Raw genomic sequence first — 21678 nt, 5'->3', positions numbered from 1 at the left:
AGGTAATCCAAGATCAACAACGAATCTCCAAACCTGCTGCTTAATTCTGAAACCTGGAGAGAAGCATCACACCCTCCGGCATCGTCCGCTCTACACGTACTTCAGCAGCTCCATGCCTTGCCGCGAAGCTCTGTAGGCCTTCCCATATGCGATAAAGCCGATCGGGCGAGCTCTCGTAGCCTTCTTCCAGCTGCAGCAGCTGTACTGTCAGCAGCTTATTCTTGCGGTCCAGCCGCGGGTCCATCCGGCCGATCAGATGCTCTCCATCAAGAATCGGCATCGCGTAATAGCCATAGCGCCGCTTGGCCTCAGGCGTATAAATTTCCCATTTGTATTCGAAATCGAATAAATCAGCAACGCGTTCCCTTCTCCACAGCAAATTATCCAAGGGAGGAAGGAAGCGCACCGGTCCCGGTTCATCCGCAGACTCTTTTTGCAACTGCAGATCGCGCAGCGCCTCCGCATCTTCAGGTCCGACATAGTAGACATCAGGAAGGCCCGAAATACTCAGCGCTACGAGTCTCCCTGCCTCAAGCCGCGTCTGAACATCTCGCCTTCGCTCCGCCGCCGTAGTCTTCCTCCAGCCTAGACGGGGATCTCTGGCATCAATGATCCGGTAAGCTCGGATATATTTATCGGTCAGAGCCTGACCGGCTGTTTCAAGGTCCATTTCGCGGGCCTGGTTAAGAAGTGACTCCTCGATGGTGAGCTCTGCAAGATGAAAGTACCGCTCTGTCCCCTGTCTTGCGACAACACGAAGCTCGCCCGTATCCAGCAGCAGGTTCAAGGCCAGACTGGTGGCCTTGGTCTTGGGCACTTCAGCAGCAGCATCCCAGTAGCCATGAACGCGCTTCTCCGAGCGGAACGCCCGGGATGGAAGAGGCCCTTCCGCTCTTAGCCGATCCTTCACCTGTTTCACCACATCCCCCAGCTCATGAAGCGGCCCTGCCAACTGACTGCGCAGCCGCGCCCGAGTAGGCTCGAAGATCGCATAATCCTCCATCGGGATCACACATGCAGCATTAGCGAAATATTCGAATACCCGATTCTGCGCAAGCAGCCGGCTTAAATGCTCCTGCCTGTACCCGGCACTTCGGGCACTCAGCGCCAAATGCTGGTTTCCGGTCACAGCCGCCACCGGATCAATTTGAACGGCTCCCAAGGTTCGAATCAGCTCAAGCGCAGAAGCTTCTTCCCCGCCTTGTTCTCCAGAACCAGATGGATTTGGATTTTCTTCAGTCAACTGTTGAACTTTGAGCAGAAACCGCCTGACTGTACTTCGGTCTATTTGTAGTGGGGCCCTCATCGTTTACTCTCCTCGCCGATCTTCCTCAATCCGCACTCGCAAGGCCTGCTCACTTAAGCCTGCATCATAGAAGCGGAAAAAGGTTCCAGTAATGCCCTGTGCCCGGTCAATAATTTGCCCTAAATGATAGCCCGTATGTTCCACTAAATGATAGAGATGATGCAGATGTTCCTCTGTAAAACGATGCGCTTCCTGGATTAGCGAATTGATAACCTCGGCCCACTCTGTCCACTGCCCCTCCAGCTGCTGCAGCACCTCGCTAACCGGGGTTCCCGCATCTGGAAAATAATATTGAAAGTCCGAGGATAAAGCCGCCGTAGAGCCGGTCATCCGCAGACAGCTTCTGTGAAGATGTTCGCAGACATGAAGGGCAATACCGCCTATGGAGTTGCCACCAGGATAGGGCTCGGCCCAGAGCTGATCCGTATTTAGGCTTTCCAGTACCTTTCTGAGCTTAGGCCAGTAGGTATCCGTCATTCGATACAGCGTAATTTTCAGAAAGCAAAGCTTGAAATCCTGTTGTTCCTCCATTTCAATTCCCCCTCTAATTTCAATCAGCAGCTTGTGCAAGGTGAGAGCCAAGGCAGAATCCGATTCACCCGCTCCTGAACGGTTAAGTCTTCTTCCAGCCGAAGCACCGGGCATTTCAGGTCTGCCATCCACGCTTCATGCAGCCTTCTGCTTCTGACCTCAGGCCCAGCTGTATCATATAATGAAGCCCACTCCATAAATTTCACATGCTCTTCATGAAGACTTCCGCCTGGAAGAATTGCATCCCCGTACCTCTCTACTTCCCGTTTGAGAAGCCGCTCCATCCTGATCTCCGGCGGAATATAGAGAAACACTACAAGATCAAAGTAGGGTTTTAAAGAATCGCCCCACCCGCAAACGGCTCCGGTTAAAATCCAAGGTTGGCGCTGCTCCAGGTCTTCCTTAATCAAAGCTAGCCGCTTCTCCGCAGGCCTTAGCTGACTGAATTTCTGTTCCCATAAATAGTTATCGCTGTCCAAATGTTCATGGGGTATTACCCGGCACAGAGCACTGCCGAGCGTAGTCGTCCCCGAACCCGAAGCCCCGAATATATGAACCCTTTGCTTCATATCATTACCTCCTGATCAGTCTACTGACATATTTACCAGACTATAGCCGCTGCAGAATCTCTTGATAAATCCTGTAATTCTCCGCAGCAAAACAGACGAACCTGATCTCCTCTATGCCCACTGCCGCCCTATCTTCAGCATAATCTCTCACAGCCTGAACCGCTGCGGCAGCAGCCAGTTCCTTGGGATAGCCATAGATGCCTGTGCTAATATTCGGAAAAGATACAGAACGGGCACCTGCCTCCCGTGCCAACTGCAAAGATTTCACATAGCAGCTCTTAAGCAGCGCCTCTTCCCGGTTCTGTCCGCCCTGCCATACCGGTCCCACCGTATGGATCACAAAGCGGGATGGGAGCCTTCCTGCTGTCGTCAGCACCGCTTCGCCGGTCTCACAGCCACCTTGTCTAGCTCTAATCGCCCTACACGCTTCTAGGATCTCCTTGCCACCTGCACGATGTATAGCACCATCCACGCCGCCGCCGCCCAGCAGGCTGCTGTTCGCCGCATTAACAATGACATCTGTCTCCTGCTTTGTGATATCGCCCTCGATCAGCTTTAGCACCACACCGCCTAAAAGCTTCTCCACATGAATCTCCTCCTCTGCTTCCCGATTTAATTGTTACAGGCATAAATCAAATGCTCACGATTAAAAATTATCTCTGTTTTCTCGAAGCGTAGCCCCGCTTTCTCTGCTACCCGAATCGATGCTTCATTGCCTGGGGCAATGATGGAAATCACTCGCTGCAAATTCAGATGCTCAAAGGCATAGGCCATGCAGCATGCCGCTGCCTCAGTGGCATAACCCATAGAGCCAAAGGCAGGATGGATATGATAGCCGATCTCCACTTCCTCCTGGCCGTCAACCCTCTGCTTGATCAAGCCGCAGTCTCCAATGAGCTTACCCGTTTCTTTTAAACATACCGCCCATAATCCGAATCCGTCGGTGACGTACCTGTTCTGATTTCTGACCATCCACTTCCGGGTCTGCTCCTCAGAGAAGGCCGCCGGGTAAAACCGGATATGCTCCGGATCAGAGAAAATTGCATGTAGTGCAGCAAAGTCATCGTCCTTATATTCTCTTAAATAAAGACGCTTCGTCTCGCATATGATCGTCATAGCCCACTCTCCCTAATCGGCAGGTTGTTCCACGATATTCCCCGTCAGTACATTTACCGTGTAGCGCTTCTTTTGCTCACCTTGCGAATCAACACCAATCATCACTTTGACCTTATTTCTTCCCTCGGTCCATTCCACATTCTCATCATATTGAAAGGTTAAGCCCTGCAATTCCGGATGGTTCTTGGCGTAAGACTTCATAAGAGCAATCGGGTCCTTCTCTTCTATTCCCTGATAGGGATCACGCACAAAGGTCCGCACCTGATCATAAACGCTTCTTAACTCCTCGTTCCCGGATTCCAGCTTCAGCTCAATCTTAATCTTATCTTTCTCCAACGTCAGGATTCCTCGGCCCTTGCCCTCCGAATCGCTGTCATCAAACCAGAAATTGGCCTTGTTCCCGGACAACTTGATCGCTACTTCTGAATCTGTAACCCGTCCTGACGGCCCGTCCAGGAAGAAATAGATGCTTCCCGTCTTGTCGCCCGTAACTCGAATATCGACCGCATTCTCACAATCATCATAGAAGGCTTCATTATAATCTTGATCCACCCAGGTTCCTACATAATCCTTCAGATTATAAACTTTATCGACCTGCTCGGATGAATGAGGCTGCTGAGACTCCTTGGATTGTTCTCCCCGATTGGACTGCTCCTGCTGAAGCCGACCCTTCTGATCGGAGCTACTAACCTTGTTAACTGCTTGGGTCTGCTGTTGGACTGGAGAAGACGTTTCTGGCAGTACCTCCTTCTCGTCCTTAATACTACAAGCATTAAATAATACTGCGGCTGCCAGCATGGCTGTACTCACAGCAAGTCCCCGGCCCTTTTGTCGTACTTTCATTATTTTATCCTCTTCTCACTCTACAGATTTCAGCTCTTTATAATAAATCACTGTTGCGCTTAAGTCCCCGTCAGCCGACCTGGCGAACCCCGGGATTCGTCCCGCCTCCTGGTATCCTAGCTTCCGGTACAGCAAATTGGAGGGATCCCCCTCTTTGGTATCGAGGATCAGTCTGATAATCCTTTAACTTTCGGGTCAATCTCTGGAATGGGTACAATCTGAACATGGTCCATCTTCACACCTCCTTATGTATCACTCTACTTGAACGCTCTTAGCATAATGCTTGAAATATCTCAGAATACGCTGGACATTGTCCAGATTCTTGCCGTAATCAATCAATGTGGTGCTTACAGCCGGTCTACTTAACACCTGAACGAAGTAATGCTCCTCACCCGCGGACTTTATCTGAAATTCAATCACATCGCCCCAAGTAAGCCAGGAAATACCGGCGCTAGCCTGAATGATTCCCTCGTCCGGGCTTGTGCTCTTGACCTTCGTTCTCTTAATCTCACCAAGAGAGCGCAGGCATAGCTCAAATATTTCCTCCCGGCTTCCTTCCACCCTCATTTGAATCACATTCTTAACCTTTACCTCTTGCCCTCTATTTCCAGTCTTCTTCAGGTTTCTGTGCTGAATCCAGCCGGTTCCCAAGGTCATAATAAGACCGAAGGGAATTCCATAGATTAGTAGGTATGTAGGAAAACGATCTCCTGTTTCTCCTTTCAACATAGCCATCAGCATCCCGTAGGTTATAGAGGTAATCAGAAATATGATGATCTTTTGCTTCATCGCTCAAATGAACTCCTTCTAGCTGTTTTTATTTACTCCCCACCACACAAATCCATTGCGCTCTCACAAGCTCAAATTGATTCTCTGGAAAAGGAAGAGCTAAAGACACTCCCTTGGTATACTGCTAATTTCCCGCTTTCAACATCCCTTCTACCATGCTTTCTTGTGTTCATGACAGCTTCCGCCGAGTAATCAAAGGTCCGTCAGCTTCCCCTGCTGATTGAGCCTTTTACCAAGGCGGCCCCTGTGCATTCTTACGGCATTTATGTGGAAAATGTTTCATCCTTATAGTGTATCTCATTCTGCTATGCCAAGAGAACCCTTCTATGGACACAAAAGAAGCCGGTGGTTATACCACCAGCTTCCCTCTCTTCTCGGCGATGCCGATTGTCGCCTCAACCCCTGCATTGAACTCCAAATAATCGCTCTCCACCCCATCGCTGAAGATCACCCCGTCCTCCGGCATCTGTGAGGTGATTTGCAGCGGGCGATCTGCGGCAATCTGCCCAAAGACAAGTCCAGCGGATGTATTCCGGCTGGGAAAAGGCTCCCGAACCGAGTAATACAACTGCTGACTGTCCCAGCTAACCGCCTGATGATGGTTCTCCACCAGATATTCCGGCTCCAGTATAACCTGCTGCTGCATGGCATGGCTGACAATTCCGGCAGCCCCAGCAAGCACGCTCTTCAGCCATCCTGTTGCACCTAGTCCGGTCGATATAATTACACCGCTGGAGGATTGCTGCTCGGTCTGCCCGGACACGCTGAGCTGATAACGGGCGGACACATGCGTTCTGCGGCCGATGAACAGATCATTCACGCCGTACAAGGTCTGGCCGTCGTTCAGGCGAGCCTTGGCGAGCGTCACCTCCTTGATGGGACGGGCCTTGTGAAATACATCCTGCACGATCATTCGCAAATCATGAACTGTGAAGGGGAGCAGCACTCCGTCCCAGCGCAGCGGGTCGGGATTGACACCAATGAGCGGCTGATCGGTCAAATATTTGAGCGTATTGGCCACCAGGCCATCCTGTCCAAGCACGACCACTGTATCCTGCTCCCCGAAGATAAAGTTCGGAACATGCTCCCGCTCGACGACCTGCACCCTTCCGATCAGCGACAGCTCACTGACCGCTTGACGGACCGCTTCATGATACCGGCTGTCTTCAGCAGCATAATCACTGAAGTCAGCGCCAAGCCGTTCAATGTAGAACTTGGCCTGCTGCACAGTATTGTACCGGACGATCAGCTCCTCCAGACGAGTCCGCCGCTTGACAAGCACAATCTTATTCTCGCTCACCCTGCCGCTCATCGTCCTGCTCCATTTCTTGCTCCAGCTGCGGCACCTCCGTCAGCCATCAGGCCCTGCAGCAGATCAGGGGTAATGTTAAGCTGGCCGATCTTCTGCGCATTCTCCGCCAGCTCCTGAAAGGCTATTGCAATCAGCTTATCCGGCTTCATGCCAAGGTTAGCCATCGCCTGCAGAACACCGGGTTCAACCCCTTGGAGCGATCTCATTACGGCTCCGAGTTCGTATGCTTTGGCATCGGCCTCCGCCTTCTTGTTCGCGACAGCCAGCTCGATGAGCTGCTGCTTCTTATCTTCCATAGCTGTATCAAATGCCAGCTGCTCTTCACGCATCTGGTTCTGCTTCTGCTTCACGGCTGCTTCTGCATCAAGCTGTGTCTCGCGAATCTGCTTCTTCTTCGTCTCCACGGCAATTTCCGTATTCAGCTCATTCTCCTTCACAAGGCGTTCCTGCTGAATGGAAGCGTTGCGCCGCTCGTACAGCGCCTCGTCAGCCTGCCGCAAAATCTCCTCCCGGGCCTGTGCCTCAAGAGCCCGCTGGGTTTCCTTATTCGGAAGGACAGCTAGAATGGACAGCCCCATTAATTCAATGCCCAGCTTGCTCAGCTCTTCGTTGTTGCCAATTTCGGTTGTGATGCTTCTAGCCAGCCGCTCGCTAGACTGAATGGCTTCCCGCAGAGGCATCTGTTCCAGCTGCTTCTTCATCAGTACTTTGGCGATATTTATGACCCGCTGGGCCAGCCTGCCAGGATCGTCCGACAAATATTGATTCTTCTTCAAATTGTAAGTGTAGTTCAAAATTTGGGCTGTTGTGCGATAATCCACAATCCTATAGGTCAGCTGTCCTTGCACGGTAACCGTCTGATAATCGCTCGTTATCTCTTCGAACATGAACGGAACATCGATCGAGGAGACGGGAACAACCACGACTGATGTAGTCGGCTCATAATAGTAGAACGACAGTCCCACCCCTTCCTGTACCACTCGGCCCTTCTTCATCTTCATCACATACTCACTAGGCTGAAACTTTACATACTTGAATCCGAACATCATCATAACCTCGCTTTCGTAGATTTGTGGATTTATAATAGTATCAAACTGATATTATCAAAATGTTACCATCAAAAATAGCCTTTTGCAATCCCTTTAATCACCCAAAAAATAAAAAGCTTCTGTTCCAGCTTTCCTGTGATTAAGCCCTTTAAAGTGATCCATTTCTCAGTCATGATTTTTAGGAAAGTGCTATAATGGTACGGTGCTTTTTGTGAAAGGAGATTTTACAGCTATGAATACAATCAAACAAATGATGCACCTGCACAAAATTACTACAGAATCCCTGCGTCTAGGCATTCTGCTGGCCATCGTCGGCGGTTACCTGGACGCTTATACGTTTGTAGGCAGGGACGGCGTGTTCGCCAATGCTCAGACCGGCAATATCGTGCTCCTTGCCGTAGGAGCAGCCGAAGGAAATTGGAGCAAGGCTCTCATTCAAATCCCGCCGATTATCGCCTTCATTCTCGGGGTGATCGTTGCCGAAATGATCAAGAAGCATTCGACACACCGATCAGCCTTTGATTTTGCCCGCGCCATCCTGATCACAGAAAGCCTCATTCTGTTCGCCATAGGCTTTGTACCGGACAGTGTACCTAACATCGTCGTTACGGTCACGATTTCATTTGTCGCTTCCCTTCAGGTTTCCGCTTTCCGCAAACTCATAGATTCTCCATACGCTTCAACCATGTGTACGGGTAACCTGCGTTCAGCTTCTCAGGAGGCCTTTTCAGCGTTCATGCAAAAAGACCCCCTCTCGGCCATGCGCGCGATCCGCTATGGGACGATCATTCTCTTCTTCATTGGGGGAGCCGTCATTGGCGGTCTATTCACCCTCCATGTTGGTGCCAAAGCAGTCTGGGGGGCTGCCATCGTGCTGGCAGGCTCATTCATCCTGTTCACTAAGGAAGAACGCCATCCCCATAATTCCGTTTCATAACGTAACGTTATTTCCTTCTGGATTGTAACCCGCCGCTTCCTAAGTGAATACAGTATGGGCATAGGCATTTATCATTTGCCGCTTACCACTTACGGGAGGAATCTATAAATAATGACTATGACCCACTATCCGCATCTGGCTTGGCATGAAACGCTGGATATGCATGAGCTGGTTGCTTTTCAGGCCAACGGCCTGATGAAGCTCAAACGCTCCGTCAAAGAAGTACGCGACCCGGCACTGAGAGGCTTGTACATCCAAGCCATTCAAGCACTTGAGAATAACCTGCGGGAGCTCCTCGCCTTCTATCCCAAGGCACCTCACCCTTCTATGGCTCGCGATCACCTGGCACCGGACCCTGAAACCAGCTTTTTTGCCGGGGACTTGCTTGGCTTGGCTAAGACCAACGTGAGAAACTACGCGATCGCCATTACCGAGACAGCTACTCCGCAGCTGCGGGAGGTGCTGACCAAGCAAATCAACGGAGCCATTAAGCTGCATGCCGATATCTTCTACTTCATGCTGCAGCGCGGCTATTATCCTTCCTATAACCTGGACCAGCTGCTTGCTGTTGACGTGCAGAATGTACAGCGGGCCTTGTCGATGTAAAATGGAATTTACACATAGAGAAAACGGACTGTTTATTTTCCAAACAGTCCGTTTTCTATGAACTCCGATTGTATTCTAGAATGCGTCACGTTCACTAACGTTAAATAACTTTAAACATCAAGGTAGACTTTCCTGATCCGGGATATCCGGACATTTGCAGAAAAAATTTTGCCATACACCCTATCTCCCCTTAAGTAGAGCTCACCCAATACCAGCTGTCCCCAAGCTCCACCGTTTCCATGATATGAGTTCCAAGGTCGCCGTCCTGAGGGCTTGATCCGTCACTGACATAGACAAAGCCTGAATAATTGTCCAGCACGCCCCGGAAGGTATAAAATACAACTAGCATTCTCCCGCCGATGCTGTGAACATACACTTCATTGCCGCCCTTGGACAGGCCCTCATAGTCTTTGGGAAGCTGTAGGAGTGTACCCTCCGCTGCCATGCCTGGTCGCTTGGCGGCTTCCTGCTGTACCCAGCTTACGGCCTCTTGCCGCTGCGCCTTGTGCAGGGAGTAATCCAGCCGGATCGTAAGTGCCGTGAAAGGTACCATCCATACGATCAGTAAAGTGAACAGACAGATAAGACCCGGAAGCCACCGCCTCCAGCCTCGTCCCCGCACTGCATAGATGATCACTCCTAACAGGCAAAATGCAAATAGAAGATACAGCAAAATCCCAAGCATAGGGGATACAACAGGGGTGATATTCCCGAAGATGTCCCACTTCAAGACTTCAAAGAGCAATAAAGGCAAAGAGCCAATAAGTGCAATAGCGACTGCCGTCCGGTAGGTAATCCTTGAGCGTTCCTTCAAATCATCCAGCTCTCCCAAGAGAAAGCACCTCCTGCTGAACTTAAGCTCTGAACATTCGCTTTAAAATAAAGTAGTCCACTCCCCAGGCCAGCGCAATTCCTGCCATATAACGGGCTAAATCGGCGGCCAGAAAGCCTCTTCCAAGAATCAGCGCACCGAGTACGGTTAAGCGCAGGCTGTTCAGCCAATCCGCTTGGTACAGCTGGCCGAACTCTATAGCAAAGCAGAAGATCAGACTCCCTCCCGCTGCAGCCTGGAAGCTGCGCTTGACAAGCAGAACTCTAAAACCAAAGTAAACCATACCGGCCCACAGGGCATCTCCTGCATGCTCCTTGATAAAAAAAGGCATACCATCCTGGAATGCTCTTGATCCCAGTCCCAGCATCATGCACAGTACAAAGGCCCCTAAATACAATAACCTGCGCTGTAAGTTCATTGCTACTCACCCATTCCTTATGTGCATCGCTATTAAGCCTGCAATACCCCTTTACGCTGCAATTGGTTCAGAATCTTCACCATAGCCTCCCTGTTCTTGGCTTCCTTCATATACTTCGGCAAGGAATAGGAGGGTGTCCGCTTAACCGGGCCGGTCGGCTTCTGACGAATGTCCGCGGAGATGTAAGCGAGCAGATAATTCAAATGTTCCCGGTTCATCGCCCAGACGGGCTTTCCCTTGAAGTAAGCAAGAAAATACAGCTCCAGCTTGAAGATCGGCTCTCTTCCCTGCCGGATCTCCCCATGGTAAGAACGATAGGTGGGAACTCTGTGAACAGACACCTGGTTCAAGCTGGAGCAGTGCGGGCAGAGGTGATGAACATACTTCTGTGTGAACTGCCTCTTATCCAGCAGTTCTTCGTTAAACCACAGTGCGCACTTGCTGCATACCCCATTGGCCGAATAACGGTAAGACGGCTCCTCTGCAGCACGATAAGTGCACTTGGTACATCTAGCAGCCGCCTCTCCCGTCTCTTCCTTATATACATGAGCAAGGGATCGACAGACAGGACATACGGTGTCAATCCGCCCCCCGTGATACAAAATATACTCATATGAGAAACGATTGCCCAGTTCATCAACAAACCGATGCATAATTATTGTCCTCCTGTGTGCTTAGAGTTCACCAATATAAAGACCCGCCCGTCAGCATTCAGAATTTGAGTCCTATTATCCAGCTCCACTAACGGCTGACCCCAATGAACATGTCCACAGCAAATCAATGTGGGCTCTGCCTTCTCGATCACTTCCCGGGTCCCCCAATGCCCGGCACAGCCTGCCTCTGGAACCGCTGGACACTGGTGCAGCAGCACAAGCTCTGGGCCCTTCTTCAGCAGGGATTTCAGCACCTGGATATAATCTTCCTCCACCATCCGGTTAGGCTTGTCGGTCCGGCCTGGAATGCCGCTTAATCCCGCAATGGGCAGCTGCTGCACCTTCACGCAGCCTGGCGAATGAAAGTACACCATATCCTGTGCCTCCGTGAGCTCACGAACCCCTGCATCATCCACCAGATCGTGATTGCCGTTAACGCCGATCACCCTGCCGAAGTTCTGTCCGAACGCCCGCCATACAGGCAGAGGATCTCCGCTGGAGCCCATATGCTGCGGATCGGCATATAAATCGCCGCATAGCAGTACGGCCATCCGCTCAAGTTCTAGATCTGGCTTCTCCACACCAAGCAGAACCGCCAGGAAATCCGGCAGGATCTCTCCGAGCAAGCGGTCTCCCTGCTTTGTTTCGGCCGTCCCCTGCAAATCCGAGGTAACAATCAAAGCATCCAGCTCATCGCCAAGGCCTGTGACCTCACCAAAGTAGATAGGAAGCACCGTATGGGCTACCGGGCCGTCTCCACGGACTGCTGTGGTATATCCCAGGAACTCTGCGGGCTCCTTCGATAAGTATTTGATCCTTATGGTCATCATGTACACCGCCCCTATAGAACGCTGCCCAGAACAGACTGGGCCTAATAACAACTGCCGGAAGACTCTATTGCTCTTCCGGCAGTTATACGTAGTATTATAGTGCAATTATAGTTAAGCCTCGAAAAATACGATCAGCCGATAATATCCTTCACCCTGTTCGTATGATAACTGTTGCCGTTACGCTGATCCAGCCTCTGGGCTGTATCCATCGCCATCTCGCCAAAACGCATCGACAGGCGCACTACATCGGTAGCTTCCTCCGGGTGCGGATATTCTACAGGCAGCTTCACCTGGAATTTCACATTTTCCTGTGACAGACGTTTGAACAAACCTGCCGCATAAGCGTCAAAAATCATTTTATCATGAGGGTTCTCATGGTTGAGTGTCAACCCTACGCATTCCTCGAACACTTCCAGAGCTCGAATAGGATCTACCAGGGTCAAGTAACCGATATGCTGGCCGAACTGCTCGGGAAAGTCCCGCTGCCCTTTGATTAAGCGATATCCTTTCAAGTGATATTCCTTCGCTTCTTCCAAGCGTCCGAGATCGTACAGCGGCTTCAACAGATAAGCTAGCGTAACATGAGGCACCTCGCCACAGGTCATTCTCCCCTTTAAGATCGGCTTAGCCAGTCTTAACGCTTCTTCATAATTTCCGAGCATGGTCTGAAATTCCACCAGCTGGTCCTGTTCGCAAGCCTGGCAATTGCTCATATCATCCGGCTCCATCTCCTGGAACTTCTTCAAATAGGGTTCCGCCGCCTTTGCTTCTCCATATTTCATTCCGAGTACAAATCGATAGTAATAGTACGTCCGGTCGCTGTATCCATATTCCCGATACCGGTTTCTCATGTCCTCCAGTAAATTCTCAATTTGGGTACGGCTGATATCAGGGAAGGATGGGACTTGATCCAGCATCCACTTATAGGACCAGAACAGGCTGTAATCATCAAAGCGCTCCGGGTCTTTGTCGAACTGGCCCAGCTGCCAGGAGAAAGCGACCAGCGCCTTCATCGGATAGCCGTGGAAAGTTGCTGTCTCTACGAGTTCGGAGCGGGCTTCATACCCCAGATCGATATCCCCCATGCTGTCCGCTACACGGATTGCTTCCTCCAGTACTTCGACTTTGGCCCGGCCATCCGGCAGACTGTACGCCTGTTCCATCAAATCTTCATAGGTTGTATGCATTATTCTTGACCTCCATGAGCTGTATTGTTATTCGCATTAGCCGACAATCCCCACTCCATAAATTGCAAAATCCCTTGGTTCAGTACACCCATCTCTGCACGGCTCATCGGATAGTGTCCCAACATCAGCGAATTGACGTAAAGCATCTCTACGGCAACCACCAGCATCTGAGCATGCTGCGGCTGGAAGATTCGCGACACCACCGGGTTATCTAGGTTCAGGTAAAGAGTAGCATAAGCCGACTCCTCAAACTTGCCGGTCAGGCTGCTTAACACAGAAGAGAAAGCCGGCGTGCTTACTTCCTCTGCCTTTTCCAGGGAACGAAGGCTGGATGACTCCTGGGACAAGGTGAACAGGGCCGGTAGATCGGCCGGCTTGAACCGTCTAACTTGCACCTGGCAGCGGAACCGCTGCAGCGCCGCGTCCGCGATGCGTGTCAGCTCATACAGCTGCAAGCGCTCCTCTGGCGTAATATCCGTGAAGGAAAGGGATACATCCTCTGGCAGCAGGCGCTCTGCATTTACGCTTGGATGAACCTCCGGCAGCCGAGAGAGCAGCTCTGTATCGTACACATATCCGCCGTTAATAACCAGCATGGCCTGTGCAGCAGCTACATGGGTAATTTGACGGTACTCATCCAGGGTATAGGTGAAATAAAGCGATCTGCCTTCCTTCACTTCCTTCAGCAGCTCACCCAAGCTGCGCCGTCCATAAGTGCTCTCAAACGGCAGCCAGCGGTAAATGATCCGGTAGAACTCCACATCCTCTGCGGCCAAAGCCTTCATAGACAGAGCATGCAGCCGGATAATATTCTGCAGCCGGTCAGGATCTGTCTCCGCCATGCGCATCAGCTCACTGCGAATAGACTCACCGAGCTCTGTGCGAACCTGTTCCAGCGTCTCGTTCTCATAGAAATGCTCGCGGGATGCCGTAGGCTGGAGTTCGTCAGTCCATACGAGACATTTCACGAAGAAAGCCCAGTCCGGCAAAATATTCTCCGCTTTATCAGATACCAGCATGTGCTTCAAATATACCCGGTGCGACTTCTTGGCGTTCAGATTAACTGCCTGAGGGAGAATGAAGGCAATGCCTCCCGTGCGTCCTGTCGCTGTCTGCAGCGGAATAAAATCATGGAATCGCTCGCCGAGCAGCTTGTTTCCGAACTCCAGCACTTCGTCCCTGCAGCTGCGAGCCAGCTCAGGCTGGGACAGCCAGATTGGCCGATCGTGATTGACGACCTTGGTCATCTGCGCGGTCTGCAGCTGAATCGGATACGGGAGCAAGGCTCCATAATCATACAGCCACTTCTCCAAATTCTCGGGATCATAATACATCTCGCAGTCCGGCTTGCAGCGAAGGAATACCTTGGTGCCTGGCTCAAGCGATTGCTCTAGATGACGAATGCTGTAGGTACCGTCAGGATTGCCCCGCCATTCCAACGATGGTCCCCCCTTGGCGGATTGCGTCAGCATAACGATCTCATCACTGACCATGAAGCAGGATAACAGGCCGATGCCAAAGCGTCCGATGAACGAGGTCTCCTGGACCAGAACATCCGTCGCTCCTCGCTTGGAGGACTGTCCGATCATCGCCAGAAACTCATGGACCTCCGCTTCATTGAGTCCTACGCCGTTATCTTCAATGATTAAGGTAGCCCCACTGCCGGAGCCGGATAGCTCAATATTAATCCGCCCTTCGTAGGACGAATCGAGTTTCTTCCTAGCGGTTACTGCATCAATTGCATTCTGAAGAACTTCCCGTAAGTAAACCTTAGGGTTGCTGTATAGATGATTAGATAAAATATTTATCATGCCGCTTAAATTCACTTGAAAGCGGTAATTGTCCTGATTGCTCATAGGTTTCTCTCCTTTATTGGGGGATGACTACAACTAAATCTATGTATAGGTCCCATAGGTTCAGAGGCGACCGATCTTTCAAGGGGCAAGAACTGGTCTTTTTTTCCTCTGATTCAAGTATACCGACCCTATTTCTGTAAAACAATCGTTCCACGGCAATACAAAAAACAGGCCCTCTTTCCCTGTTTTACTTGCCTTCTCTTTGCAAAATTAATCGTTCAAGGGCCCTTTCTCCCAAAACTTTCACTATATATCTCATCGTAAACGAAGTGAAAGTCAATCTATATTGGCCCGAAAAGGCTTTTCATGGCCAGGTAAGGAGAATTGACGAGACCCCTCTTTACCGAGATGAGCATGCTTGACTTGGCAGAAGGCTCATAGTCCGACCTGTAAACAGAAAAAAGCTGCCCACAACCGGGACGGGACTGACCCCCGTTTGCGAGACAGGGATCAAAACACCTTTCAAGTTCTAAGCAACCAGTTGTCGGTAATGAACCGGCGACTGGTTATTTAGTTTTGTTTGAATGCGAATTGAGTTATAGTAAAAGATGTACTCTCGAATGGTCTGCTCGACGATGGCTGTCGTCGTACAGGTTAAACCTTCGAGGTAGAACGTTTCAGACTTTAGTGTGGAATGAAACGATTCGATGGGGGCATTATCAGCGGGCGTTCCCTTGCGGGACATGCTCATGGTAATGCCTTTTCCCTTTACGGCTTCTTGATAGGCCTGTGAGGTGTAGACGCTGCCCTGATCGCTATGGAGTATCGTGCCCTGGAAGATCCGGTAACTAGCCCAGTGTGTCCAGCACGAACGCCGTGTCTTGCTTGTCAGCTATACTGTAGGCCACAATCTCTCCGTTATACAAGTCCAAAATACTCGACAGGTATAACGTCTTTCCACCAAACGGCAAGTACGTAATATCGGTAACAAGGATGGATACTTGCAACGGAAAGAGCGCCCTTATACGCCGGACGGCCTTCGGCAACGATCACGTTTTTGCCCGAACCAGCAGTAAACACGGGTGTCTCGACCGGAAGCAAATACATTCCGGACACCTGTGTGTGGAACCCGGTACGAAATACCATCCAGCGAATGTCGGGGACAGAAACGTAGATCCGTACCCGTCCAGCAGGTCCTGCACACTGGATCAGAAAACGAAAATAGAGTTGTCCATACCGAAGACGCTGGAATCAGGGAAGCCCAAGTCCGCTGACATGCCGGGCAAATCGCGTTGCCTTGGCAAAGTCCATAGGCGTGGCATTAAGGGAGGATTGAATTTCGAACCATAGCGTTCGCTTGTGCTGACCTTGGCCGGGCTCGCACCAGCTTGGAAATAAAAAAGAGAGCATCGCTGCTCCCCTCCCCTCGATCTTCCGCTCCTCAATTGTCGAGATATTGGATGGATCCATCACTCCTTTCCCTTCAGGAACGACCAGTGATCCCGATCAGCCCTGAAAATGAAAAAGACAGGCCGTCCGGGATGCCCGGGAGCCTGTCCACACCTTTTTGACACTATCAGATTAACAGGATTAAGTGACCTTGTCTTGTCCCTTTTCCTGATCATTTTGTGACCTTCAATTGACCTTTTTGATTTTTGGTAACTTTAGCCCTTTACTCGAATCGAATTATGAAACTGACTCACTTATCCAACTCAAATATACCATCTTAATTCTTTTCGAAAGAAAGGAACCCCTTCAGTATTTTCATAATCATAAACCATTAAATAGAGTTTACTAACTTGATTTGCTAACTGAAGTATTAGCTGATCTTTTTCTATTTCATCCATTTTCAAACCACTTACATCGAGATAAGCAGGATATACAGACGTGGACAAAGATGAACTCTTGATCAAATAAGTAAAAAACTCGTTTTCAATAACCTCCCTTTCATCACCTTCTATTTCAAAACACCCTAACTGGCGATAATCATTCTGAAATTCTCCACCTAGAATAAAGTGGCCAATTTCATTGTTAATCTGTTTTTCTTTAATCATTCTTTCAAAAATCTTATAAGCTATATCTTTGGCGTTATTAACTTGAAGGCCGCATGGTTCCCCGTATCTGGTCTTTGTTACAGTAACTGAATCAAAAATCATGCTAAACATTAAAGCCTCATCATCCACTTTATTAGTGATAAAGAAGGAGTAATCTTCTATACTGGAGCTTCCTAGTTCTCTTTGATAAAAATAATGCCTAGCTAGAATCCCTTGAATATTGATCATGTTGATCAGGATTTCTCTTATTTGCTCTTCATCAGTCGTTGAAATAACCGGCAGTTTACGAACAACGAGCTGGTTTGGAGAAAAAAAGGAAGTGTGCTTTTCTTTCATTTCGTTAAAACTTATCTTTTTCATATCCTCACCATTTTCTTTAAAAATGGAAATAGGTGAACTAACTACTTAGTAGTTATGCCTAACGGAAATAAGAACAGAGCTTCCCCTAATGCTTAGCCATAAGCTTCCATCTGTCTGTTATTCATCGACAGGCTCCAGAATAAAATTCGGTTCAATCACACCGATCACTTCATTCCGGGCATTATATACAGGAGCATGCGCATAATCCTTCAGCTTCTCATAGGCTGCCTCGTCTGCAACGCCAAGCTGTCTCAATACCTCCATGGCAGCTACACCGGCTGCCCGAGCGGTACCGTCCTCTGTCTTAATGGCAATGCCGATGCCTAAATCTGTAATCCCCATACACTGAACTCCTTCTGCTCCAACCTTAGCTACTACTCTGCCGCCAAAAGCACGCATCAGATCCGTATCCAGCCGCTTGGTGCCTGCCACCATCTCAGGATGAGCCGTCATCGCTTCACGGATCGTACTCAGCGCTGCCGCCCGACCTGCCGACACCTGTTCTTCAGGCTGAGCTAGACGCGCAAAGCCCAATGCGGTATTGTACAGCGGCAGCCGATGAACCGGCACTCCGCAGCCATCTACACTCAGCTCAATCTCTTCCGCAGGAATATCACAAACATCGGATATGACCTTAAGAATTCGCTGCTGAACCGGATGGGTAACCTCCCGGTAGGTTTTAATGTCCTCCCCCATATATAGCGCGGTTACCAGCATCCCCGAATGCTTGCCGGAGCAATTACTAAAGACTGGCGTTAGTTCCTTGCCTTCCCGGATCAGCTGTTTATAGCTTTCTTTATCCCTGGGCTCGTGAGTCCCGCACTGAAGATCCTCTTCCTCCAAATGAGCGCGTGACAGAATATCCAGCACGGCTGACCGGTGAATCACTTCTCCGCTGTGAGAAGCACAGCTCAAGGAAATATCTGAGGCGGAGTAGCTGTAAGCCTGAGCAGCACCTGTCTCGATCAAGGGAACCGCCTGGAACGGCTTCATGGACGATCGCGGGAAGGTCCTCCGATACGGGTCTCCATAGGCATAGAGCAGCTTGCCCGATGCATGAACGACAGCTACATGAATATGATGTGTGCTTTCCAGATAAGATCCGCGATAGACTTGAATGGCTTGAGACATAGCATAAGCTCCTTTATACTGATTTACTAACCGTCATGATGCCCTTCTTGGTCACCATATGTCCCTCCGGTAAACAGGTCGTTCCCGGGTGATTTCTGCAGCGTTCATAAAGGCTCTTCAGATCCTTGCCGAAATCACCACGGGGGCGCTTGGTTTCTTCAATTCCCCACGGGATCGTGCATTCCAGAATCAGGCCGTCACCACATTCCACAGCCACACACGGGTACGTCTTCTCACTGTCAGGAATCGGTCAATCGAAATATCGCTTACGGACGGCAGCCCATAGAGCTTGAAGACTGTTCTCAATCAGGGTAACGGTCTCCCCACTATTTAAACACACATACAGTGAAGGAATCCGTGAGGAAATACCCATTCCCCTCTCGGCCACCGGAACGACACAGAGCTCCCACTCCGTACTCTCAGCATCCACTGACAAGATTTCATAGGCGACTTCCAGTAAATCTGCCGTAAGCTCTGGGTCGATTAATGAAGTATAGTATCCCTTTTCTCCTAAGGTCTGGCCGGATTGCCGCAATTCATCCGCAAGGAAGCCGATAACTGCTCTCCTTGTAGGCAAAGACAGTATCTCTTCTATGACAGAACCTTTTATTTCTTGACGCTGGCTTGCCTCTGACTTAACAAAAATCTGTAATTGGGTGGGTATACTCTCCGAATTCAAACTAGCCTGCTCTATTTCGCTTCCTTCCCCGCACTGGGTATCCTAATGATATAGTACAAGCTAAGGAATAACCTTCCATTAGAAAGAAGCTGATCCCATGGAATTAATCACAACCGACGTTTGGAACGAAGAGCTGTGGCAGCTTGCAGAGCCGATTTACCACGCATCCTTCGAGGCGCATACTCGCAAGAAGAAAGAGATCCTCCTCCGCATGTTTGAACGCCGAATGTGCTGCCTGCACCTATTAAAAAAGCATGATAACCCCATTGGCATGGCCATCACCGGGGCGGTAGGAGGTGCAGCCGCTCGATTCCTGTTAATTGACTATGCCGCCATCCATCCCGACCAACGGAGCCGCGGTGCCGGCCAACAGTTGATCCGGCTGTTAGAGGAATGGGCTCAGCGTCAGGCCCGGCTAGACGGATTGTTAATTGAAGCGGAAATAGGGCCAAGCGCGGAGAATATTAGCCGGATGGCATTCTGGACTCGCTGCGGCTTTCAGCGCACCGAGTATATCCACCACTATATTTGGGTGCCCGAGCCCTATTCGGCATGGTACAAACCATTTGACGGGCACGACCAAGTCTTTGCAGACCAGCCCCCACATGGCGAAGAGCTGTTCCGGTGGATCACAGACTTCCACCGCAAAGCCTACAGTCGTCGCTGACCACAGCTCTTTCCATTCTCAAAGTTATAAATCAAGAGCGATCATTCTATGATCTAGTTTCAACTGGGCAGCAAGCCGTGCTCACGCACAATTTTGAGCCACTGATCCGCGATCAGCTGATGCCCTGCCGCTGTCGGATGAACCCCATCCCACAACCAGTAAGCGGCATCTACTTGCTCCTCAGCTGCATTAAATTTATCCTGCAGCGGCACAAAGGCGGCTCCAAATTGTTCCGCAAGCCCGCGCACCGTGTTCTGGTACGCTGCCATGCGCTCTTGCCAGAAATCCCAGCGCTCTTCCGTTGCTCCTGTCTTGAGCACAAATGGCTCACACAGCACAAGTCGAGTCTCCGGCAATACCTCTCGTGTCTCCTCCAGCAGATAACGATAGGCCCGCTCGAAGCGATCTGTAGCCCCGCTAGGCTCCCCGCTTGCTATTCTCCAAGCATCATTGACCCCGATCAGAATACTGATCAGGTCCGGCTGAAGGCTAATTGCATCCTCATTCCAACGTGCATATAAATCAGAAGCCCGATCTCCACTAACTCCCCGATTGATAAACACCGGTCGCTGCTTTGCCAGCTCCTGCCCGAGTATTCCCGCGATCATGTAAGCGTAGCTGTGGCCCATAATATGATTAGGATCATCCGTTCTGCCCCGGCCTCCATCCGTAATTGAATCTCCCTGAAATAAAATAACCTGCTTCTTCATTTACACAATCTCCCTTCAAGAATTGAACAGAATCGGAGGGTACCATATGAAAAAATAAACATCTATTTCTTGTTCGACTTTTGCAATGCAATTCCTTCAATAAAATTAAACCGCTTTCGTCACGTTGTGAAGTGACAGATACCGCTTTCCAATGAACCTTCCTATCATGCAAAAAGAGCTGCTTAGAAGTCATAAATTCATGACCTCCAAGGCAGCTCCTTGTTATACCTGTATCCTTCTATATGCTAAGACTATTGTTCACTTAAGGCCCCACCGACCAGGCCTCCAGCGACAGGCCGGGCTCGGCCTTCATGCTGAGCGGCGAGAATTCGCCATGCTTCCACTTCAAATAAGCAGCGGCTCCGATCATCGCCGCATTATCCGTGCAGTACCCGAGCGGCGGAATCGATAGCGGCACCTGCTCGCTCTCACAGCGGGCGGCAAGAGCCGTGCGCAGGCCGCGGTTGGCTGCTACCCCGCCGCACAGCAGCAGCTGTACAGCGCCCGTCTCGCGGACGGCCCGGATGGCCTTCTCCACCAGCACCTCGACGACCGACTCCTGGAATCCGCGAGCAATCTTGGCGGGGTCCGGTTCCTCGCCGCGCATACGGCTCTGGTTGACAAGGTTCAGCACCGCAGACTTGAGTCCGCTGAAGCTGAAGTCGTAAGAGCCCGGCTCGAGCCAGACGCGCGGCAGCTCTGCGGCTTCAGGTGCCTCAGCGGCCAGCTTGTCCACATAAGGGCCGCCCGGATAAGGGAAGCCTAACGCCCGGGCCACCTTGTCATATGCCTCGCCTACAGCATCGTCACGGGTGCGGCCGATAAGGCGGAAATGCCCTTCCCGCTCCATCAGCACAAGCTCCGTATGTCCTCCGGACACGACGAGGGCGAGGCATGGATACTTGATCGGCTCCATCAGCCGGTTGGCATAAATATGCCCGGCAATGTGATGGGTGCCGATCAGCGGCTTGTCCAGTGCAAAGGCCAGGCTCTTCGCCGCCATAACGCCGACCAGCAGTGCGCCGACCAGGCCGGGACCTTCGGTTACCGCAACTGCTGACAGCTGTTCCGGGCGAATGCCCGACTGCTCAAGCGCCTGTTCCAACATTAGTGTTATGCTCTCGACATGCTTCCGTGAAGCTACCTCAGGCACAACCCCGCCAAAGGCCTTATGTGTCTCAATCTGGCTTGAGATCAGATTGCTCAGCACCTCATGCCCGTTCTTGACCACGGCAGCAGACGTCTCGTCACAGCTGGTCTCCACCGCCAAGATATAACAGTCCTTCTCGTTACCTAATCCCAT

Annotated in this window: 25 protein-coding genes and 2 pseudogenes; 3 read left to right on the top strand and 24 right to left on the bottom strand. The window is 50.6% G+C overall.

What is annotated here, in order from left to right; translation table 11 throughout:
• Nucleotides 1-40: 40 nt before the first annotated feature.
• From DCC85_RS05025 to DCC85_RS04980, 10 genes and pseudogenes are all read right to left on the bottom strand, one after another.
• On the bottom strand, nucleotides 41-1306 hold the full coding sequence (locus DCC85_RS05025; protein ID WP_108464590.1) for a DNA glycosylase AlkZ-like family protein: 1266 nt from the start codon (nucleotides 1304-1306) through the stop codon (nucleotides 41-43).
• A gap of 3 nt (nucleotides 1307-1309) precedes the next feature.
• Nucleotides 1310-1837, bottom strand: coding sequence for a DinB family protein (locus DCC85_RS05020; protein WP_159081783.1), 528 nt, complete (start codon nucleotides 1835-1837; stop codon nucleotides 1310-1312).
• Nucleotides 1838-1860: 23 nt separating this feature from the next.
• Entirely contained in the window at nucleotides 1861-2406 is a 546-nt protein-coding gene (locus DCC85_RS05015) for an ATP-binding protein (RefSeq protein ID WP_108464588.1), read from the bottom strand.
• A gap of 40 nt (nucleotides 2407-2446) precedes the next feature.
• Nucleotides 2447-2971, bottom strand: coding sequence for an O-acetyl-ADP-ribose deacetylase (locus DCC85_RS05010; RefSeq protein WP_199910006.1), 525 nt, complete (start codon nucleotides 2969-2971; stop codon nucleotides 2447-2449).
• 47 nt (nucleotides 2972-3018) lie between these two features.
• Nucleotides 3019-3522 carry a GNAT family N-acetyltransferase gene (locus tag DCC85_RS05005; protein ID WP_108464587.1) on the bottom strand — a complete coding sequence of 168 codons (504 nt, stop codon included), beginning with the start codon at nucleotides 3520-3522 and terminating at the stop codon, nucleotides 3019-3021.
• 12 nt (nucleotides 3523-3534) lie between these two features.
• Nucleotides 3535-4365 (bottom strand): hypothetical protein, encoded by an 831-nt coding sequence (locus DCC85_RS05000; RefSeq protein ID WP_108464586.1) that lies wholly within the window; start codon nucleotides 4363-4365, stop codon nucleotides 3535-3537.
• Nucleotides 4366-4380: 15 nt separating this feature from the next.
• Nucleotides 4381-4536: pseudogene (locus DCC85_RS04995) on the bottom strand (GNAT family N-acetyltransferase); the annotation flags it as partial.
• Between the two features lie 81 nt (nucleotides 4537-4617).
• The gene (locus DCC85_RS04990) at nucleotides 4618-5154 is read right to left on the bottom strand and encodes a hypothetical protein (RefSeq protein WP_108464585.1); all 537 of its coding nucleotides are present in this window, start codon (nucleotides 5152-5154) and stop codon (nucleotides 4618-4620) included.
• Between the two features lie 349 nt (nucleotides 5155-5503).
• A complete protein-coding gene (locus tag DCC85_RS04985) occupies nucleotides 5504-6466 on the bottom strand; it encodes a diacylglycerol kinase catalytic domain-containing protein (RefSeq protein WP_108464584.1) in 963 nt (320 codons plus the stop codon).
• Nucleotides 6463-7512 carry an SPFH domain-containing protein gene (locus DCC85_RS04980; RefSeq protein ID WP_108464583.1) on the bottom strand — a complete coding sequence of 350 codons (1050 nt, stop codon included), beginning with the start codon at nucleotides 7510-7512 and terminating at the stop codon, nucleotides 6463-6465. Before DCC85_RS04980 ends, DCC85_RS04985 begins: the two co-directional genes overlap by 4 nt.
• Before the next feature lie 235 nt (nucleotides 7513-7747).
• Here DCC85_RS04980 and DCC85_RS04975 point away from each other — a divergent pair, with 235 nt between their 5' ends.
• Nucleotides 7748-8452: a YoaK family protein gene (locus tag DCC85_RS04975; RefSeq protein WP_108464582.1), complete on the top strand. Its 705-nt coding sequence runs from the start codon at nucleotides 7748-7750 to the stop codon at nucleotides 8450-8452.
• 117 nt (nucleotides 8453-8569) lie between these two features.
• On the top strand, nucleotides 8570-9058 hold the full coding sequence (locus tag DCC85_RS04970) for a spore coat protein (RefSeq protein ID WP_108467731.1): 489 nt from the start codon (nucleotides 8570-8572) through the stop codon (nucleotides 9056-9058).
• Between the two features lie 190 nt (nucleotides 9059-9248).
• Here the strand turns inward: DCC85_RS04970 and DCC85_RS04965 are convergent, their stop codons facing one another.
• From DCC85_RS04965 to DCC85_RS04910, 12 genes and pseudogenes are all read right to left on the bottom strand, one after another.
• Nucleotides 9249-9890, bottom strand: a complete 642-nt coding sequence (locus tag DCC85_RS04965) for a hypothetical protein (protein ID WP_108464581.1) — start codon at nucleotides 9888-9890, stop codon at nucleotides 9249-9251.
• Nucleotides 9891-9912: 22 nt separating this feature from the next.
• Nucleotides 9913-10308 (bottom strand): ribosomal maturation YjgA family protein, encoded by a 396-nt coding sequence (locus DCC85_RS04960; protein ID WP_108464580.1) that lies wholly within the window; start codon nucleotides 10306-10308, stop codon nucleotides 9913-9915.
• A 32-nt stretch (nucleotides 10309-10340) separates the two neighbouring features.
• On the bottom strand, nucleotides 10341-10961 hold the full coding sequence (locus DCC85_RS04955; protein ID WP_108464579.1) for a hypothetical protein: 621 nt from the start codon (nucleotides 10959-10961) through the stop codon (nucleotides 10341-10343).
• A 2-nt stretch (nucleotides 10962-10963) separates the two neighbouring features.
• On the bottom strand, nucleotides 10964-11791 hold the full coding sequence (locus DCC85_RS04950; protein WP_108464578.1) for a metallophosphoesterase family protein: 828 nt from the start codon (nucleotides 11789-11791) through the stop codon (nucleotides 10964-10966).
• 131 nt (nucleotides 11792-11922) lie between these two features.
• The gene (locus tag DCC85_RS04945; RefSeq protein WP_108464577.1) at nucleotides 11923-12978 is read right to left on the bottom strand and encodes a hypothetical protein; all 1056 of its coding nucleotides are present in this window, start codon (nucleotides 12976-12978) and stop codon (nucleotides 11923-11925) included.
• The gene (locus DCC85_RS04940) at nucleotides 12978-14834 is read right to left on the bottom strand and encodes an HSP90 family protein (RefSeq protein WP_108464576.1); all 1857 of its coding nucleotides are present in this window, start codon (nucleotides 14832-14834) and stop codon (nucleotides 12978-12980) included. Before DCC85_RS04940 ends, DCC85_RS04945 begins: the two co-directional genes overlap by 1 nt.
• Nucleotides 14835-15303: 469 nt before the next feature.
• Nucleotides 15304-15766: pseudogene (locus DCC85_RS04935) on the bottom strand (IS3 family transposase); the annotation flags it as partial.
• A 259-nt stretch (nucleotides 15767-16025) separates the two neighbouring features.
• Entirely contained in the window at nucleotides 16026-16244 is a 219-nt protein-coding gene (locus DCC85_RS23275; protein ID WP_234414350.1) for a hypothetical protein, read from the bottom strand.
• A 242-nt stretch (nucleotides 16245-16486) separates the two neighbouring features.
• The gene (locus tag DCC85_RS04925) at nucleotides 16487-17188 is read right to left on the bottom strand and encodes a hypothetical protein (protein WP_108464575.1); all 702 of its coding nucleotides are present in this window, start codon (nucleotides 17186-17188) and stop codon (nucleotides 16487-16489) included.
• Between the two features lie 117 nt (nucleotides 17189-17305).
• Nucleotides 17306-18319, bottom strand: coding sequence for an asparaginase (locus DCC85_RS04920; RefSeq protein WP_108464574.1), 1014 nt, complete (start codon nucleotides 18317-18319; stop codon nucleotides 17306-17308).
• 13 nt (nucleotides 18320-18332) lie between these two features.
• On the bottom strand, nucleotides 18333-18536 hold the full coding sequence (locus DCC85_RS04915) for a hypothetical protein (protein WP_108464573.1): 204 nt from the start codon (nucleotides 18534-18536) through the stop codon (nucleotides 18333-18335).
• Nucleotides 18537-18569: 33 nt separating this feature from the next.
• The gene (locus DCC85_RS04910; protein ID WP_159081782.1) at nucleotides 18570-18896 is read right to left on the bottom strand and encodes a hypothetical protein; all 327 of its coding nucleotides are present in this window, start codon (nucleotides 18894-18896) and stop codon (nucleotides 18570-18572) included.
• 199 nt (nucleotides 18897-19095) lie between these two features.
• Here DCC85_RS04910 and DCC85_RS04905 point away from each other — a divergent pair, with 199 nt between their 5' ends.
• Nucleotides 19096-19665, top strand: coding sequence for a GNAT family N-acetyltransferase (locus DCC85_RS04905; protein ID WP_108464571.1), 570 nt, complete (start codon nucleotides 19096-19098; stop codon nucleotides 19663-19665).
• Nucleotides 19666-19724: 59 nt separating this feature from the next.
• Here the strand turns inward: DCC85_RS04905 and DCC85_RS04900 are convergent, their stop codons facing one another.
• Nucleotides 19725-20375, bottom strand: a complete 651-nt coding sequence (locus DCC85_RS04900) for an SGNH/GDSL hydrolase family protein (protein ID WP_108464570.1) — start codon at nucleotides 20373-20375, stop codon at nucleotides 19725-19727.
• Nucleotides 20376-20637: 262 nt separating this feature from the next.
• A complete protein-coding gene (tsaD, locus tag DCC85_RS04895) occupies nucleotides 20638-21678 on the bottom strand; it encodes a tRNA (adenosine(37)-N6)-threonylcarbamoyltransferase complex transferase subunit TsaD (RefSeq protein WP_108464569.1) in 1041 nt (346 codons plus the stop codon).

It is taken from the genome of Paenibacillus sp. CAA11 (genome assembly GCF_003060825.1).
GTDB lineage: Bacteria > Bacillota > Bacilli > Paenibacillales > Paenibacillaceae > Fontibacillus.
This window is presented reverse-complemented; position numbering and strand designations above follow the sequence as displayed.

Bases quoted from the DNA above. Each gene is read 5' to 3' on its own strand.
- DCC85_RS05025 (WP_108464590.1), bottom strand. From the start codon at position 1,306: ATGAGGGCCCCACTACAAATAGACCGAAGTACAGTCAGGCGGTTTCTG.
- DCC85_RS04905 (WP_108464571.1), top strand. From the start codon at position 19,096: ATGGAATTAATCACAACCGACGTTTGGAACGAAGAGCTGTGGCAGCTT.
- DCC85_RS04920 (WP_108464574.1), bottom strand. From the start codon at position 18,319: ATGTCTCAAGCCATTCAAGTCTATCGCGGATCTTATCTGGAAAGCACA.
- DCC85_RS05020 (WP_159081783.1), bottom strand. From the start codon at position 1,837: ATGGAGGAACAACAGGATTTCAAGCTTTGCTTTCTGAAAATTACGCTG.
- DCC85_RS05005 (WP_108464587.1), bottom strand. From the start codon at position 3,522: ATGACGATCATATGCGAGACGAAGCGTCTTTATTTAAGAGAATATAAG.
- DCC85_RS04900 (WP_108464570.1), bottom strand. From the start codon at position 20,375: ATGAAGAAGCAGGTTATTTTATTTCAGGGAGATTCAATTACGGATGGA.
- DCC85_RS04970 (WP_108467731.1), top strand. From the start codon at position 8,570: ATGACCCACTATCCGCATCTGGCTTGGCATGAAACGCTGGATATGCAT.
- DCC85_RS04940 (WP_108464576.1), bottom strand. From the start codon at position 14,834: ATGAGCAATCAGGACAATTACCGCTTTCAAGTGAATTTAAGCGGCATG.
- DCC85_RS04975 (WP_108464582.1), top strand. From the start codon at position 7,748: ATGAATACAATCAAACAAATGATGCACCTGCACAAAATTACTACAGAA.
- DCC85_RS04925 (WP_108464575.1), bottom strand. From the start codon at position 17,188: ATGAAAAAGATAAGTTTTAACGAAATGAAAGAAAAGCACACTTCCTTT.
- DCC85_RS04950 (WP_108464578.1), bottom strand. From the start codon at position 11,791: ATGATGACCATAAGGATCAAATACTTATCGAAGGAGCCCGCAGAGTTC.
- DCC85_RS04945 (WP_108464577.1), bottom strand. From the start codon at position 12,978: ATGCATACAACCTATGAAGATTTGATGGAACAGGCGTACAGTCTGCCG.
- DCC85_RS04990 (WP_108464585.1), bottom strand. From the start codon at position 5,154: ATGAAGCAAAAGATCATCATATTTCTGATTACCTCTATAACCTACGGG.
- DCC85_RS23275 (WP_234414350.1), bottom strand. From the start codon at position 16,244: ATGGATCCATCCAATATCTCGACAATTGAGGAGCGGAAGATCGAGGGG.
- DCC85_RS04960 (WP_108464580.1), bottom strand. From the start codon at position 10,308: ATGAACTTACAGCGCAGGTTATTGTATTTAGGGGCCTTTGTACTGTGC.
- DCC85_RS04955 (WP_108464579.1), bottom strand. From the start codon at position 10,961: ATGCATCGGTTTGTTGATGAACTGGGCAATCGTTTCTCATATGAGTAT.
- DCC85_RS04985 (WP_108464584.1), bottom strand. From the start codon at position 6,466: ATGAGCGGCAGGGTGAGCGAGAATAAGATTGTGCTTGTCAAGCGGCGG.
- DCC85_RS05000 (WP_108464586.1), bottom strand. From the start codon at position 4,365: ATGAAAGTACGACAAAAGGGCCGGGGACTTGCTGTGAGTACAGCCATG.
- DCC85_RS04980 (WP_108464583.1), bottom strand. From the start codon at position 7,512: ATGTTCGGATTCAAGTATGTAAAGTTTCAGCCTAGTGAGTATGTGATG.
- tsaD (WP_108464569.1), bottom strand. From the start codon at position 21,678: ATGGGATTAGGTAACGAGAAGGACTGTTATATCTTGGCGGTGGAGACC.
- DCC85_RS05015 (WP_108464588.1), bottom strand. From the start codon at position 2,406: ATGAAGCAAAGGGTTCATATATTCGGGGCTTCGGGTTCGGGGACGACT.